This is a genomic window from Bradyrhizobium sp. 18BD (genome assembly GCF_054185225.1).
This window is the reverse complement of sequence record NZ_JAVAYL010000050.1, coordinates 1-1,212: the sequence shown is the minus strand read 5'-3', so window position 1 is coordinate 1,212 and position 1,212 is coordinate 1. Positions and strand designations below refer to the sequence as shown.

At 66.7% G+C, this 1,212-nt stretch carries 1 protein-coding gene; it reads right to left on the bottom strand.

Translation table 11 applies throughout. The annotated features are described in order from the left end of the window. On the bottom strand, positions 1-1,211 hold a 1,211-nt coding region (locus tag RAD16_RS40295), incomplete at its 3' end, for a chemotaxis protein CheA (protein ID WP_458163622.1). Position 1,212: the final 1 nt, after the last annotated feature.

Here is a 1,212-nt window from a genome sequence, read left to right as displayed (position 1 = left end):
CCCTCGTGATAGGCGGAGAGGCGAATGGTGCCCTGCTCGCCCTTGCCGGACGCGACGCGCTCGGCGGGGGTCTCGAGGCCATGATCGGCGGAGTTGCGCACCATGTGGGTGAGCGGGTCCTTGATCAAATCGAGCACCTGGCGGTCGAGCTCGGTGTCGGCGCCGTGCATCTCCAGCTCGATCTGCTTGCCGAGTTCGCTCGAGAGGTCGCGGACGATGCGGGGCAGCTTCTGCCAGGCATTGCCGATCGGCTGCATGCGCGTCTTCATGACGCCTTCCTGCAGCTCGGCGGTGACGTTGGAGAGGCGCTGCAGCGGCACCTTGAACTCGGTGTCCTCGTTGCGGCGGGAGATCTCCAGCAGCTGGTTGCGGGTCAGCACCAGCTCGGAGACCATGGTCATCAGGTGCTCCAGCGTATCCACGTTGACGCGGATCGACTGGTTGGCGATGCGGTCGCCTTCGCCAGCCCCCTCGTCGGCCATCGACTTCTTCGGCGCGACCTTCTCCTTGGCGGGTTTTGCCTCCTTGGCCGCTGGCTTGGCTTCCTTCCCAGCTTCCTTGGCAGCGGGCGCCGGCGCCTCAGCGACAGGCGCGGGCTCGGCCTGAGCAACCGGCGCGGGCGCTTCGATCGCGGTCTCGCGGAAGGCGCGCTCGAGCTCGTCGAGCGAGACTTCGCCCGGACGCAGCGGACGCTCCAGGGTCTGGTCGATCAGCGTACCCGTGGTCATCTCCTTGGCGGCAGCGGGCGCAGGTGCAGCGGCAACCGGCGCCTCCGGCACCAGCGGCGGGGCTTCGGCAACGGGAGCGGCAGCAGCGCCGGCGGCCATAGCCGCCATGCCCTGCTCGACCATCGCTTCCAGCTTGTCGATGAGATCGCGGTCGTTGCCTTCGGGCTCGGCTTCGGTCGCCTCCAGGCCGCCGAGGATCTCCTTGATGCGATCGATCGAGGACAGGATCAGCGTCACGGCCGGTCCGGTCACCGGCATGCCGTCGCGGAATTTGCTCATCAGCGTCTCGCCGGCATGCGCCAGCGCTTCGAGCCGCGGCAGGCCGAGGAAACCGCACGTACCCTTGATGGTGTGGACCAGGCGGAAGATGTTATCCAGGATCTTGGCGTTGTTCGGCTCCTGCTCGAACTTCACCAGTTGGTTGTCGACGGTGTCCAGGCTCTCGCTGGTCTCCGTCAAAAACTCCCGCAACAGATCATCCATG